We start from the raw sequence: 14,733 nt of genomic DNA, 5'->3' as shown, positions 1-14,733 counted from the left end.
CAATTTCACCATTTAAATAATTTTCTTCTGATTTTAGCTGACCGTTTTCATACCACGAGCGCCATAAACCTTCAATTTTACCATTTAGATAATTTCCTTCTGATTCTAGTTGACCGTAATTATTGTACCACTCACGATGCAACCCTTCCTTCATCCCATTTACAAATTCACCTTTATGGCGGTCATCATTAATTTTACCATTTAACAATGTCATATCTTTTTTAACATAAACCAAGTCTTTATTGAAGACAATTTCAGATCTCTCATAAGTTTTTGGGCTATAATATATTTTGTAAGCTATAATAGCTAAAGAAATAATAACAATACTAAAAATAATACTTTTGGTTACAGCTGCTTTTTTTGGTGTTTCTGTGCCTAGTTTTTTAGGAGAAACACTCTTTATCTTAGGGGAAGGAGTTGGTTTTTCAAAAACCTGTTTAGCCCCTTTTTCTGTCGCCAAAATAGAAGGATTTATTAACGCTTTATAAGCCTCTTGAACTTTTTCATACTCTTCTATAAAAAATTCTTGATTGTCATTATTTTTAGGGTCTAGTTCTTTAGACAAACGCTCATAAGCGGTTTGTATTTCTTTTTGCGAGGCGCCTTCATTAAGGCCAAGGGTTTGATAATGTTTTTTCATCTAATCTTTTTTTATATATTTCCCTCTGTCGTAATTCATTACAAATGTTTTCCCATTTTTTAAATAGAGAATTGATTTACCGTTTACTCTGCCCTCTAAATAATATGATACAGAGCTCAGTGATCCATCTTTTTTGTACCATATCGATTTTCCCTCACATATCGCAGTGCTGCAATTAGTGACAGAGGGATTATTGTTTCTAATATTTCCCTCCCATTGTAATTGATCATTTGAGGTGTAATAAGCCCTTACTTTGTAAGTCATACTTAAGGAATCTAATTTTGCATATTCTCTGTAATATTTAGATTTATTTTCACTGGTTAACCTCCATTTTTCATCATAGAAAAAGCGTTTTTTTGCCTCACTGTAAACATTTAAAAATGAGGTTTCTTTTAAGGGAGCCACCTTGTAAACGGAGTTTATTGTATAATACAAATTACTATTTTCATTTGCAATGCTACAACAGATTCGATTAGGAAGGCACTCTTGATTTTCTTCTAAACACCCTGTTTTAGTTGATTTATGTTCTCCCTCAAGCCAAATACCTTTTTTGATGATACGTAAGTTTTTGTTTTTACTAATTCCTAGGCCATGTTTTTTGCCTAATTTCCAGCTCCCTCTAAAAGTTTCTCCTGATGGCCAAGTATAAATACCATAACCATCTCTATATCCTTTTTTAAAACCTCCCTCATAGATATCGCCTTTTTCCCATTTTTGCTTTCCAAATCCTTCTGCTTCTCCAAATTTATAGGTTCCCTCATGTGAATATCCTTTATTATCTTTGTAAATTCCCTCACCATGTTTGTATCCAAATTGCCAAAGTCCTTTATAAATAGTCCCTCCTGTATTTGTAATTGTACCTACTCCGTGTGGTTTATCATATTTAAAATAACCTTTATAGATAGCACCACTCTCATAGGTCCGTACACCTATACCTTCAAAAAAATCCTCTCTAAAATCTCCTATATAACTTCCACCATCTTTCCATGTGTACTCACCTTTTCCGTCCATACGCCCCTCTTTAAAGTTTCCTTTATAAGTGAACGTTTTTGTTTTTCTGGTACCAAAACCATTTTCACAATCACCTGAGATACAGTCTTGAGCTATTAATGCCTGACAACAGAAAATAGAAAATATAATAAACTTAAAATGCTTCATTTTTATTACTCGCTTTAGGTTTGAAATTCCCATTCTCAACTGTATATAGGGTATAGGACATAGAGCTATTTTTAAGTCGAAAAACGTCTGATTTATCCAGTGATTCGTTACTAACAAAACCACCTGTTATCTTACCACAACTTGATTTTTTTATGTATTTGTCAGGATTCCAACCTTTTCCATAATAGAAGAAAGCTTGAAAACTTCCATTTCCTACTTTGAACTTATAAGAGCCACCTGCTTTGATATAAGCATGCGAGTATACTCGACTATTTTTCTTTATGATTACCACTACATCAGAATTAGATGAGGCCTTGATGTCTATGAATGAACATTCTGCGTATCCATTTGGAGGAGAGCAATAGGGGTTTTTACCGTAACAATATTTATAGGGTGTAGATCCTGTGTATAGAGAATTCGTTGAATAGTAACTAGCATATGTCTCATTCACATAGTCTTTTAATACTGGTGAATTATCCTCATACTGATCTATAGAATATGAAATCTCACCAAGTCCTTTTTTAAATCCAGAGAATACTTTTGTTACTGATTTTTTGATTGATAATGGCTTTTCCCTTAACTTTTGGGTTAATTTTTTTCGTATGCTGTTATTCATGCCAGCAGTTAATTTACTGTAAGCTTTATCGTATTTTCTTAAATATGAAGCATTTTGTCTTTTTATTTTATTTTTAGAAGTGAAATATTCATCTGTAAAGGCATAAAAATCATTAATGGCTATGGTATTGGTTTCAAAAGCAGTCTGATACTTTTCAATACATTTTTTACATTTATCATCTGTACTTGATGGTTTTTCTTGTTGAAAAGCCTTTAGCCCCCCAACCAGATCTATTAACTCCTCAAATTCTTTTTCGGAAACTCGATGTTTTTTCTTTGTCCTCTTAAGCATCTCAAGATATGGGGGGAGAGGTTTTTTATTACGTTTCCCCTTATCAAGACTTACGATGTAGTGATTCCAGTAATTAGCAGAGTTTACATTATCATAATAAACACATTGAAAAAAATCTGGTTTATAAAGAACAACAGGAACAGTCTTGGAGTAGATAAAAAAGTTAATGAGCGAATCCTTGGTGTATTTCCTGTCAGACTCCTTAAAGTTAAATCCTTTCTTAGTATCGTCGTTAAGATATTTATTTATTTCTGAATGATTTTTAATAAATTCTGCCTCCCATTTTTTTCGAGAAATATTTTGCTGGAATTCTGAATTATCAGTGATCCTAGAAGCTTCACTTCTAAAAGTGTTGACTGTTGTTAAAAAGTAAATGTAAGGTATAGCAAAAAATAGTACTAGAAATGCAACTAAACCTAAGAGTATTTTCTTAGATTTTTTCGGAGAAGTTTGAGGAGGTGTTTTGGTTGGGTCTGCTTTATTTGTATCCGTTGAACCTTCATTATTCAATTTTGGGTTTGCCATGGAGCTTTTTCCTGCAGTTTCCTTTATCTGATCAATGTTTTCTTTTTTGTAAAGCACAGCTAAAGCCTCCCGATAGATTAAACTATTCTCTTTAAAAACTTCTAGTGACTCTATAATTTTTAATTTTTCTATATCCTCGGAATGCTTAAACTTCCTAATGATACTCACCAAAGTATCAGATTCCTCAAATACATCTAAAATATTAGTTGTTTTGGTCTCAGCCTCTGCCTGGTCCTCCAGTTGAATTCCAGTCAGTGCTACATAGGCATCTTGCAACAAGGCAAACTCTTCAATAAAAAAATCTTGTTGATCATTATTTTTTGGATCTAATTCTTTAGACAAACGCTCATAAGCAGTTTGTATTTCTTCTTGTGAAGCCCCTTCTTGTAGCCCGAGAGTTTCGTAGTAATTTGTCATGATAAATAGTTTTAGATTGCAGTCTTCATTATCTAGATATTCTAGATCCAGAATATCTAATGTTACTTACTGGAGATTTTGTTGTAATTTCAGAAAGTAATGTTATAAGCATCATACATAATAAAAATATATAGAAAGTTCTAGTCAAAATTTTATATAATTTAATTTGAATAAGTTACTGGAGATTTTGTTGTAATTTCAGAAAGTAATGTTATAAGCATCATACATAATAAAAATATATAGAAAGTTCTAGTCAAAATTTTATATAATTTAATTTGAAAAAGAAATCTTAAAAGTAAGTACAGCAAAATTGAGATCACAAACAACCATTCAAAGCCTTCACCCCAGAATCCTCTATAAGTTGGTGTTTCAATAGCAATTACATCATCAAATGAAAACCTTTTTTCACGATCAAAAAAATAGACTTGAAAAAGTACTTTTATCATCACTGTAGAAAGAATAGCTCCCGTAATTTCTTTGAAAATTTTCATGCTATTCAGTTTTTTGTTTATAGGCGTTTCAGTTTTTTTCTCCTTATTTCCCTTTTCTTTTAAAATTAGGGTTTCAGCCCCTTTTCCTGTTGCTAAAATAGAAGAATTGAACAATGCCTGATAAGCATCCTGAACCTTGTCATACTCTTCTTTAAAGAAATCTTGTTGATCATTATTTTTAGGGTCTAATTCTTTACATAAACGCTCGTATGCGTTTTGTATTTCTTCTTGTGAAGCCCCTTCTTGGAGGCCGAGGGTTTCGTAATAATTTTTCATGATTTGGTTATTTTGAGCAATTTTTTATATAGTAATCATAATATTCTTCAGGATCTAAATCAGCAGCTATTTTCAAGTCTTCACAAGCTCCTCTTTTATCTCCATTTTCCCCATAATTCCATTTTGCTGAAAATAAGTTTCTTAGTATATGTTCTGGTCTTATTACACTCCAACCCCATGGGACATCTTTATAGTCATTTTCATAGTAAGATAAAGCTTTTTTAAAATCAGACATACAACCTAGCCAGTCACTTTTTTTAAATTTCACCATTGCTCTATTATAGTATAAATCAGTTAACTCTAGGATATTCTTAGTTCTAGGGTTATTATATACTAAATCTGAGGTATTTTTTGGGCTAAAATCATTTGGATAATAATTTAATGCCTTAGTGTAACTAATAATTGATTTGGTATATAATTTTAAATCTTTTAATACTGCAGCTCTATCTTTATAAGTTTGTGCAATTAGAAGCGAATCTATGAATCTAGCATTAAAACCCTCAGCAAACCGATAACTTAAAACCTTATCAAAAAGAGTTAAACTACTTTTCAACTTTGTTTTTGAACATTTATAGCAACCAGAAGTAATAAAGTTTTTCTTAGCTAAGAATAAATTAACCCATGGATCATTTTTTAATCTTGTATTATCAATCAATCTCATTTTATTTATTAGTCGATTTCCACTTTCATCATAAAAATGATTAAAATCTTTAAAAAATTTTTGATGTTGATCATAATGGGTCTCTTTAGTTTGATTTGTTGGATAATATTTAATAATTTTCTCATAATCTTTAGAAGACGCATAATCACCTTTCACTACAGGGCCCTTTCCTGTCTTATACCACAAGTAATCTATATTTATAGAATCTAAAGCACCTATTATTTCAAAAGCATCTTTTATTATAATATCAGAAATCTTCGGTTTGTTTAAATTTAGTTTTTTAGAATAAAAATCATTGTTTTCGTCAATCCATTTTGAAATAGAAATTGTGTCATTATGACTAAAAGGATATACTGTAGGACCAAATCTTGTCAATCCGAGATATAATTCCTTTTTGTTTATATAATTTGGGATAGAATCGTTATTTAAGATATAAAAAATCTTCAAAATGGTTTCTTTATTATAAATATGTTCATTTAGATATATACTAAATTGTGATCCTGATAATAAACTTTTTTCAGTAATTTTATTATTCAAAAGAACAAGACCTTGATAAATACTTCTAAGGTGAAGTGAGTCAACTTTTTTAAAGTTTCCTGAAACTTGGATAACTTTTTCAAAATATGACGTGGCTTCCCTAAATTTTTCAGGTGATTTAGAAGTTTTCATAATTGAAACACCCTTATTATAGTTAATATGTGTATTTACATACGGAACTATGAATTTATTCGCAACAAGACTAAATAAAATAATCGCAGAAATACAAATGATAATAGATTTTTTATAAGTTCTAAGTTTTTCTAAAATAGCTTTGATAAATAATGTGATATCATTGAATTTACTTTTGTTTTTAAGTATTTTTGAGTCATCTGTTTTTTGATTTGGCTTTAAATTTGAATTTTCTGGGATTGATTTTGAAGCTCCTTTTTCTGTTGCTAATATTGAAGTGTTATAAAGTGCCTTATACGCCTTCTGAACTTCTTTATATTCTTCTATAAAAAACTCTTGATTGTCGTTTTTTGAAGGATTTAACTCCCCGCTAAGTCTATCGTACGCTTCTTGAATTGCTTGTTGCGAGTCGCCTTCTTGAAGACCTAAAGTTTCAAAGTGATTTTTCATAGATTAGTTTATTTTGAGATTTGAATTATTGAGCCTAAATCATCTGATTGATTACTTTTAAACTCTGATTTTTGTGGTTTTAGATAAGGAATATCTCCAAAACGTTGAGCTATTAAAAAGTCTTCCAGTTTTAAATGGGATCTTAGATCATTTATAAAATCTCTTTCACTTTCCTCCTCTATTTCGTCAGCAGCAATAATTCGAAGTGAAATTTCTAAAGCAGTTAGCTCCTGGACAATATTTAATGTATTAGCCTCTAGTGTTTCAAATACTTTATTTTTAAAAATAATTAGGTCACTGGAGCATTCTTTAAGTGATTCATTCAGTGTTTCAGATAAATCTAATGCTGAGAAATAAGAAGATTTTTTCTCTATTTCGTGAAGTGCTTTAATTTCTCTGTCATCAATATCACCATCACAGGCAATAGCACATACAGCAATCTTGAGGAGTAGTTCTTTAAATTCTGGTAGTTCCATGGTTCATTAATTTATTAGTTTCTATGGAATCCGATTGGATTCATAGTATTGCTTTTATTGCTTGGGTTTAAAAATTCATTGTGTTCTTTTTCGTAGGAATCTATAATATCTTTGGTGATGGAGGGACTGAATTCTTTGGCTATCTTCGATAATATTTCCATCGAAATCCTTACCTCTTGAACAGCTGCTTTGTGTGCAGCTTTATTAACAATAAACTCTACGTCACTTGCAACGATATTTGGAGTGATGGACGCAAGCGTTTTAAAGTCAATTCCGATTTCACAATGTCTGTTTTTTAAATGCAATTTAAAAAGCTCAATACGAGCTAATTCATCTGGAGGCGATACATATATTTTCATTTCTAAACGTCCTGTTCGAAGCATTGCTTCATCAATTAAATTGGGTTTATTAGTGGTTGCTATTACAAAAATACCTCGGTCAGCACATTTGTTAATCTGAGCTAAAAATTCATTAACACGAGCAGAAATTGATTGATTTGTATCATCTGAACGTTTTGGCATCATGGCATCTACCTCATCAAAGCAAATTACTGTTGGGGAATTGGCCTCAGCCTCAGAAAATAATTGGCCTATTTTTTCCTCTCCCCCACTTACATAAATTGAGCTAAGGTCTGAGGGCTTAACCATAAAGAAATTAAAACTCGCCTCCTCACAGAATTTTTCTGCAATAAAAGATTTTCCACATCCAGGTGGACCATATAGTAACATTCCATTGGGTATGGTTACGCCATATTTCTTAAAATGCTTTGGTCGTTTTAGTACATCTAAAACCTCAGAACTTAATTGCTTTTTTAGAGACTGCATTCCTGCAATATCATTAAATCCATTACCTCCTTTAATATAGGTCTTCTTTGATGCTGTCGATTTAGGAGCAATGAGTAATTTTTCTCTATTTAAAAATCTTGCAAATTCGTCCAGAGTATTAAATCGTTGATCAGCATCTTGATTTAACGCTTTTTCCAAGACTTTTTTTAAATGTGGTTCAAACACCTCAGAAAAATTTAATGGCTTATTTCTTTTCTCTAAATAAGAATTTAGATCTTTAGGTGCTTTTAAATCTTGGGATTCTTTATCATGATATGGCAACACTCCACAAACCATTTGGTAGGTGAGTGCTCCTATATTGTATAGATCTGTTTTTGGTGTAAAAACGTTACTAAAAACCTCAGGTGCCAGATGAGATAGGCTGAGGCCATCTAAGTATTTAAACCTGAATGCTTCGTCAAAATAGCGAACGTTAATAAGGTTTCTCAATTTAATAGACTCTGAGGCTCCACTCATATCAAAAATGATATTATCTAAGGATAATCCATTTAAAAGGATTGCTTGGTCTCGAGAGTGAAGGCTATGTGCAATTTTAGATAATTTCAAACTCACATTAATTGCATCAAATTCCCCTAATGAGCCAACGCGTTTCATTCGGTCTAAAACGCTTTCACCACTTATAAATTCTGTGGCGATATAACGATATTTTTCTAGGTTGTCCGTAAATTCTCCAAAACTTAATAGCTTAGGAAATCCGTCGATAGCTAATTTTAAGAACTCTAGTTCTCGTAGGTTGCCATCCTCTCCAAGATCATCACGAGCTATTTTAGAGGCTTTGTAGATACTTAAATTTACAAATTTTGAGGTCTCTAAATCTAGCCCAGTATAAAGGTAGCAAAAAGATGTTTCCCCTATAAAATGTTTAATTTTATAACGCTTTTTAATTTGAATATTTTTCAAGTTACCCATAATGTGTATTTTATAAAATCTGACAAATTACCCTAAAATGTCATCTCTATTTGCTCCATTTTTTGGGTTTGGAAGCAATCGCCAGAGCTGTTGACAATAGTTAAGAGCTCTTTCTTTATTTGGACTTGCCATCACTTCTCGCATTGCACTATTTAAAATGGTTTTTGCCTTTGAACGATCCGACCAAGGTTGTGAATCAAAATCATCATTAAAATTCATAAGAATTGATATGTATAGTTCAACACCGTGCTCTTCGTCTAATATATCAACAAATAATGTGCCCATTTGATTTTTAAGTTCTTTTGCTATCTCTACATCCTGAGAAACCAGAACTGCATTCATCTGTCTTTTCAAGGATTCAAAAGTAGTTTTATACTGACTGTTCTCTGAAGATAAAACCTTGGTTTCTAGCTCGTAAAATGTTGTTTTTAGTTCTTGTTCAGCGATTGGCCAGGCGCTAACATTAGTGAGGTTGTCAAGCGCAGTAAACTGCTTTCTGATATCGTCTCTCACCTTCATTCGAGTATCATAATCTGTTTTACGAGACTCAAACTCTTCCTTTATCTCTGTTACACTTAATTTTATTTGATCTAAACGATCTTTATCATATGCCTCGTTTTGATTTTCAAATGCTTTAATTTCTGCCTCTATATCTTTAAAGCGCTCCGTAAACCAATTATCACTCTCTCCTTTTTGCTCTTGCTTTTCAAATGTTTTTTCAATGGTTTCATTTAAATATGGGATATCTATAGACAAATTATAGACACCATCTTTAATGATTTCTAAAAACAAACTAACCTCAGAGCCCTTTGGCAAAAGTTTACCAATATCCTGGCCAGTTAAACTTAAAGTACTCACCCATGCCTGGTTAATTGCTCTTGTTCCATCAGCTCCAATAGTTCCCTGGTAAATAGATATTTTTATTTCATCTGATGAGCCTGGCCTTAGATCTTTTAATGTCTTTAAACCTGATTTTTCGCCATTAGCTGGCATCGTTTGGCCTTTCTCAAGGCCTGGGATTGTATAAAAGTTAGCTTTACCGTTATCTCCTAAAAGCTCAACACCATATCCGTAAGCTAAAGTAGCATTTCCAGTTTTCACACCCTGTAGAATGGTAAATTCTTTGGGTTCACAGGTCAAGTTATCTCCAGTTTCGTTGGTTAAAAATATCTCATAGGTATTAGGTTTACCCTCCCGTAATAATAGATCTATAATATCTCCTGTTTCGTCAATTTCAGCTTTATTACTTTCCCACCCTCCGTCAGTTCGCTTGACAGTCACAAAAACTTTAGACGGTATTTCGCCCTGTGTCTTCTCTTTATTTATTTTGACCACTAACATTTCTTCGGTCTCAACAGTCTGAGACTCATAAGAGAGATCTAGCTGTAGCTTAGTAATGTCTCGAACTTCATCAACAATGGCCTCGTCTAAATCAAACTGAGAAGCGTAAATGGCCGCCCCACGTGCAACAACTGTCATTGGGTCAACAGAGGTCTCTGGCGCGCATATTTGAGATGACAACAATTCTCTTAGGACGGGAGAGAAGGTAGGTCCTCCAACTAAAATCAATGAGTTCAAAGAATCTCCAGAGAGTTTATTTCTACTCAAAACCTCATTTGCGATGTCAACTGCTTTCTGAAATACTGGGCCTAGCACAGTAATCATTTGATCGTGCGTCACCTCAAAATCTAGTTCAATTTCTTCACCTTCATCATCCTCAGGGTATTCTCCTAAAAGTGAAGTAACTTCAAAAGATTTAGAAAAAGACAAATTAATTTTAATATCCTCTGCAGTTATCTTAAGAGCATTTTTTAAGAGCGCTTTTTTATTTTCATCCTCTAAAAAACTTTCAATGTTGTAGTTTTCCTTTAGATATGGAATTAAAATTTCATCAACTATGGCATTATCTAAATTTTTACCCCCAAGCCAGTTATCACCTTCGGTGTCTTTAACTTGCATGATGCCGTCCTCTACATTTACTAGGCAGACATCAAAGGTTCCACCCCCAAAATCAAAAATTAAGATTTGCCCGTCCTTGACTTTTTCATCCAACCCGTATGCCATTGCTGCTGCAATGGGTTCCTGGAGCAATTCAACCTGCAAGAACCCTGCAAGCTCCGCAGATTTTTGGGTAGCAGATTTTTGGTTGTCATTAAACATTGCTGGAATGGTAATTACCACAGATTTAAAACTATCGTTTTGTACATAAGATTTCAATTTCTTAAGCACTTCAGAGGATAAGTCTTCTGAAGAAAAATCAGTCTCCATATACGGTGAGTAGTACTTTTTGTCAGAGCCCATGGTTCGTTTAAATTCGATAAACGTATTGGAAGAATTTGCCTTACCTTTCTTAAGATCTGCAACTTTTTCTGAATTTAACTGCCCAAAAGCTCTTTCACCAACCGAGATACTTTTCTTTTTATTAATCCCTACACAGGATGGCGTGGTATCTTTTTGTCTTTCATTTTTAATAATCACACTCTCTCCTTTTTCAATTACAGCGATAGCTGAATTGGTAGTTCCAAGATCGATTCCATATTTTATTCTACTCATAGTCTTTTTTTTATTCTCCTTGGCTCACCTCTACTTGTGCTGCTTGGATTAGTTTTCCTTTGTAATTTATTTGTGGCTTAATAACTCTAGTAATGACACTTTCTCCTTCTTGTAAGTTTTCATCTATTACAAAATTTGCCTGTAAATTCATACCATTATCATAAGGCTTGTTTAAAAGAGCTTCCAACTCATAATTATTCGAATTTAGCGATTGTTCTAGTTTTCTAACAGAGGCCGATAGTTGTTTATGACCTCTTACAGTTACATCCATTCTTGATAGGTTGGTTGTAATGCGTACAATTTCATCTGCGACACGCTTTGCAAAAGAATGATCTACTTCGCCACCAGAGCTTTTACCAAGACCATTAGTAGTCTGTTTAGATAACCAATCCGTTAGATGTTGACCATCTTGAATTTGTTTTTCAAAAATTTCTTGTTGTTTTTTAGCTATTTTTTTAGTGTCTGTATTTTGCCGTTTGGTAAGAATGATATAAATAGTCAAAACAAGGATTAAAAACAATCCAATAAAAATAAGGCCATATTGTTGCTTCTGACTTAATGCTTGATTAACTGTATCAATTGAATTGCTATTTTTTGAGGAGGATTCTGCAATTTCAGAAACATCATTTTTAGCCGTCGTTAAATCTTCTGACAAAGAAGATGTAACGATACCTAACTGATTTGTCTCGGTCTTTAATCCATTTACTTTATTATTCAATTGATTTTCTAAAGAGGAGATTAATTTTTTTAACTCTAAATATCTTTGGTTTGACGCCAATTGTTTTTGTGCTAAACTATCTAATTTTAACTGTGCTTTTTTGTGACTTTTTGTTAGTGCAGATAACTCCTTTAAAGTGCTCTCAAGTCTATTATCTTGTAGGGCGCGAATTTCTAATAATTCCTCATTGAAATTAACCTCTTGTTTAATAATCTGTTTTATCAATTTAGTTTCTAATCTTTTAATAGCTAAAGAATCTACTTGAGCATTCACAGAAAATGTAATTAATAAAGTAAAAAGTAGTAAGATTTTTTTGTTCATGATTATTTATTTATGCAGTAGGTTGATTTAGTTGATATCCTTGGTTTAAATACTTTTTAGTGGTAGGATGATTTCTAATTATTGATGAATTGTCTGCAGAAAAAATTACTCCAATAAAACTTCCTAATCCCAGACCAATAACTCCTCCAAGAATAGCTCCGCCAATGTGTTCTGAAGCTATGCCTATAACTATAGCAGCAATAATTGCTATTGCCCAAGTTATAGTTTGAGACGTACTATCTTTCTCTGTTGCTTTTGCAAGACAGGATTTACAAAAAAACAAATTTAAAGTACCATGACTATATTCTACTCTTTGTGGAAAATAAGTTCGTTTAGTTTCTTTATAAATAGTCAAATTGTATGAAGAATTTTTATAGATTGGAGACACAGAACAACAGCTACAAATATTTGCTTCCTTTTCTTCTTCACAATGTTGAATTGCTTCCTTGGCCCTTAAAATTGTTTTTTCGTTGGAAGCTATCGAAAGTGCATACTTATAGGAACCTAAATATGCTTGATCTTCACCCGTCTTATTAAAATAATTAATTCCACACTGTAGAATTTGATTGGATAGATTATTTGTCAAGTTTTCATATTGATAACTCTCTTCACCCAAAGTGGTTTTTAAAAACTTCAAGTCTTTAAGTGTGTTTTTTATTAGTGACTTCCCTAAAACAATACCCTTTGTATTGTCACTCTCAAGAATTTTAGAGGTAGTTTCTATTTGTTTTTTAATGTTTAAAAGAGGCCCTTTTACAAGGTAGCCAGAGAAAAATTGAGAAACATCCTCATTTAGTCCTTTAATTAAAAAATGAATTTGGTTGGAGGTGAAATTTCTATTTAAGATAGATAAAATTGTTTCTGTAAAGAAAAGTTGAATTTCAGTTACGTTAATATCAGAAGTAATGCCTAGGATAAAACAAAATTCTTTAAAGTACTCTGAATCAAATAATTTATATTTTCTATTGAGAGCTATCGCTAATTTAGAGATAGCTTTTTCATCATTGTAAAACTGATCATTCTTTGAACTATCCAGTAGTAAGAATAATAGGAGTGAGGATGAATTGTTATAAGCAGTAACATTCGCCTGATTTAGCTCTCCTTTTCTCATTACTTTATCCCAGATTTCAATTGCTTTTGAGGTGTCTGATTTAATTAAATTAGACAAAGCCACTTCATCAAATGGGCTGTTTTTCTGAAACCAAAACAGGCTATACTTAAGTTTGTTTTCGTCCAAAAGAAACCTGCTTTCAACTTTAGTTATTTTCTCTGTAGTCCTATCTATTTTAGAAAGATTTAAAAAATTTAAATCATAGTCAAAGTCCACTTCTTTTCCTAACTTAGAAAAAGCTTTAAGTTTTGAAATGTTTTTCTGAATCTGTTTAAGTCCTGAATTCGATGGCAGCCCAATTGTTCTAAAGGGGTTTTCTGAAAGGAATAAGGTCATTAAATATTTTTATATGTTAATATGATGTTATTTTCTTTGTCTTTTAGCCCAAACTTAGCCCTTATTAATGAGTTGAATTATTTAAGGAATAAATCCTTCCCCAAATCTTCACTAAAAGCATTAATTATAAGTTACCAAGAAGATGGACCTCCAAGTTTATTATAGTTAGCTACATAGTACTCATATAGATTCACATACTGATTGAAAAAAAAATCACCATCCGTTAGCTTACATTCTTTACATATTTCTCCTGCTTTTTTAAACCTTGTTATACTAGTAGCTGCAGACATTATATTAACTTTTTGACTAACCAACATTTTTATCTCAATGTGTCTGTGAGAATCTTTAAAAACTGAAGGGTCATCTTTCTTTGAGAAGGTTGTAAAACCATATTTTTTCGCTTGTTTTAGTAACGTCGCCTGAGGAACAAGATCGTTATCTTTAAGCATTGAATATGATTTTGAAAATGCTGATGGTTTAAAAAAATCAAGAAAGCTCATATAGTTTTTAAAAGTTAAGCCATAAATATATCAATTTTATATTTAAGATATAAAATGGCTTAAATCCAATAAAAACATATGGCAAGGTTTGTATATGAAAGTTGGTGTGTGTAATAATTCACAATTAGTTGCGTTATATATTAACTTAAAAACACTAATATGAAAAAATCATTGTTATTACTTGCCTTAGCGACAACATTATTGTCTAATGCTCAAATTGACAAAATGGAAGGTTCTTGGGTCAGCGAAACTTCTTCGTTTGTAATGACTATATTAACCCATGACTCCAGTCCTGTTAAAATTTTTAATACTAGCTTTTTAGAAAACAGAGTTATAGAAGAGGATATTATCAGTTACGATGAAAAGACTATCATAACTGAGTTATACAATGAAGAAAATGAATATAGGGTTAGTATTAAATATATATTAAAAGACTCTAATACAATGATGTGTTACTATTCAGGTGACCTAAACAAGGTAGTTACAGTTAAAAAGTTATCACACTTTTACATGGAATAACCATAAGATCTGAACAAAAAATGGTTATCTAAATTAGCTATATTAAAAATATTTAGCCATTTCTATAGCGATATCCTTGTTACTTTTGCCAATATAGTTCAAGAACATAGCTTCAGTGCTATGACCCGTCATATAAATTAAAAAACTTGTAGGTATTTCACCATAAAAATTAGTTGCAAAGCTTCGTCTACCTATGTGAGAGGTCACTAGCTCATACTTTTTATATATCCCTGATTTTTTTCTAAGAACTC

12 protein-coding genes and 1 pseudogene are annotated in these 14,733 nt (G+C 32.0%); 1 reads left to right on the top strand and 12 read right to left on the bottom strand.

What is annotated here, in order from left to right:
• From ACFDSN_RS08840 to ACFDSN_RS08790, 11 genes are all read right to left on the bottom strand, one after another.
• Positions 1 to 640: DnaJ domain-containing protein (locus ACFDSN_RS08840; protein WP_375239485.1), on the bottom strand; the 640-nt coding region annotated here is incomplete at its 3' end.
• Complete coding sequence (locus ACFDSN_RS08835; protein WP_375239484.1) at positions 641 to 1,798, bottom strand: MORN repeat-containing protein; 1,158 nt, start codon at positions 1,796 to 1,798, stop codon at positions 641 to 643.
• A complete protein-coding gene (locus ACFDSN_RS08830) occupies positions 1,785 to 3,647 on the bottom strand; it encodes a J domain-containing protein (RefSeq protein ID WP_375239483.1) in 1,863 nt (620 codons plus the stop codon). Before ACFDSN_RS08830 ends, ACFDSN_RS08835 begins: the two co-directional genes overlap by 14 nt.
• Positions 3,648 to 3,808: 161 nt before the next feature.
• Positions 3,809 to 4,414 (bottom strand): J domain-containing protein, encoded by a 606-nt coding sequence (locus ACFDSN_RS08825; protein WP_375239482.1) that lies wholly within the window; start codon positions 4,412 to 4,414, stop codon positions 3,809 to 3,811.
• 7 nt (positions 4,415 to 4,421) lie between these two features.
• Entirely contained in the window at positions 4,422 to 6,194 is a 1,773-nt protein-coding gene (locus tag ACFDSN_RS08820) for a DnaJ domain-containing protein (protein ID WP_375239481.1), read from the bottom strand.
• Positions 6,195 to 6,202: 8 nt separating this feature from the next.
• Positions 6,203 to 6,670, bottom strand: coding sequence for a hypothetical protein (locus ACFDSN_RS08815; RefSeq protein WP_375239480.1), 468 nt, complete (start codon positions 6,668 to 6,670; stop codon positions 6,203 to 6,205).
• A gap of 14 nt (positions 6,671 to 6,684) precedes the next feature.
• Positions 6,685 to 8,424 carry an AAA family ATPase gene (locus ACFDSN_RS08810; protein WP_375239479.1) on the bottom strand — a complete coding sequence of 580 codons (1,740 nt, stop codon included), beginning with the start codon at positions 8,422 to 8,424 and terminating at the stop codon, positions 6,685 to 6,687.
• 27 nt (positions 8,425 to 8,451) lie between these two features.
• Positions 8,452 to 10,977 (bottom strand): Hsp70 family protein, encoded by a 2,526-nt coding sequence (locus ACFDSN_RS08805; RefSeq protein WP_375239478.1) that lies wholly within the window; start codon positions 10,975 to 10,977, stop codon positions 8,452 to 8,454.
• Positions 10,978 to 10,987: 10 nt separating this feature from the next.
• Positions 10,988 to 12,016, bottom strand: coding sequence for a hypothetical protein (locus ACFDSN_RS08800; RefSeq protein WP_375239477.1), 1,029 nt, complete (start codon positions 12,014 to 12,016; stop codon positions 10,988 to 10,990).
• A 10-nt stretch (positions 12,017 to 12,026) separates the two neighbouring features.
• The gene (locus tag ACFDSN_RS08795; protein WP_375239476.1) at positions 12,027 to 13,463 is read right to left on the bottom strand and encodes a hypothetical protein; all 1,437 of its coding nucleotides are present in this window, start codon (positions 13,461 to 13,463) and stop codon (positions 12,027 to 12,029) included.
• 131 nt (positions 13,464 to 13,594) lie between these two features.
• Entirely contained in the window at positions 13,595 to 13,912 is a 318-nt protein-coding gene (locus ACFDSN_RS08790; protein WP_375239475.1) for a hypothetical protein, read from the bottom strand.
• 210 nt (positions 13,913 to 14,122) lie between these two features.
• Between ACFDSN_RS08790 and ACFDSN_RS08785 the strand changes: the two genes are divergently transcribed.
• Positions 14,123 to 14,482: a hypothetical protein gene (locus ACFDSN_RS08785; protein WP_375239474.1), complete on the top strand. Its 360-nt coding sequence runs from the start codon at positions 14,123 to 14,125 to the stop codon at positions 14,480 to 14,482.
• Positions 14,483 to 14,524: 42 nt separating this feature from the next.
• On the opposite strand, the pseudogene ACFDSN_RS08780 reads toward ACFDSN_RS08785, so the two are convergent.
• A pseudogene (locus ACFDSN_RS08780) lies at positions 14,525 to 14,733 on the bottom strand (hypothetical protein); the annotation flags it as partial.

It is taken from the genome of Aurantibacter sp. (assembly GCF_042094015.1).
Classification (GTDB): domain Bacteria; phylum Bacteroidota; class Bacteroidia; order Flavobacteriales; family Flavobacteriaceae; genus Aurantibacter.
The sequence above is the reverse complement of the archived record's forward strand: the minus strand, read 5'-3'. Positions and strand labels throughout refer to the sequence as shown.